The sequence below is a fragment of the Arsenicibacter sp. R0_47 genome, assembly GCF_057652235.1.
This window is the reverse complement of the sequence record NZ_JBYFCJ010000106.1, coordinates 1-777: the sequence shown is the minus strand read 5'-3', so window position 1 is coordinate 777 and position 777 is coordinate 1. Positions and strand designations below refer to the sequence as shown.

Here is a 777-nt window from a genome sequence, read left to right as displayed (position 1 = left end):
TGAGTATTTCGGAGTAAACTGACCCACCTGTTACGCAGGAAATTGACCCGGGTATTTCGGTGCAAACTGACCCACCTCCGTCTGAAGTAGCGAACCGCATCGCATTGCCGTAGTTTCCGGAATAAATTGACCCATCCGAAGCTATGGCTAATCAGCGTGTTCCTATGCACTTACTTCGCCAGATTCTGCTTTTGCAGCAGCAACAAAAATCGATCCGCGACATTGCCCGCTCCCTGGGCCTGGCACGCAACACCGTTCGGGGCTATCTACGCCTGTTACCAGAGGGGGCAACCGACCGGCTCCACCAGCTTTCTGATCAGCAGTTAGACTCGCTGATTCAGAACCGCCAGCCGCTTACCCCGCCTAATACCGGTCTGGTGCTGCTTCAACAGCGCTTCGCCAGCATGGCCCGGGAGCTGACCCGTCCGGGGGTAACCCGTTACGGCTTATGGCTGGAGTATAAAGCGCAACACCCCGATGGCTATCAGTACACTCAATTTTGCCATTATTACCGGTTGTGGTGTCAGCGTCAGCAGACCAGTATGCACCTTGAACACAAAGCCGGCGACAAACTCTTCGTCGATTTTGCCGGTAAGCGGCTGATCCTGACTGATCCGGCCAGTGGAGAACAGAAAGCGGTTGAGTTCTTTGTCGCCATACTGGGCTGTAGCCAGCTTACCTATGCGCAGGTAGTTCATTCGCAGCGAACGGAGGATTTTATTATTGCCCTGCAAAACGCTTTACACTACTTCAGGGGCGTACCAGCTGCTATCGTGC

Annotated in this window: 1 protein-coding gene; it reads left to right on the top strand. The window is 54.1% G+C overall.

Annotated elements, in window-relative coordinates; all coding sequences use genetic code 11:
• Positions 1 to 164: 164 nt before the first annotated feature.
• The coding region (locus AC23NW_RS36215) for an IS21 family transposase (protein ID WP_487455593.1) at positions 165 to 777 on the top strand (613 nt) is incomplete at its 3' end.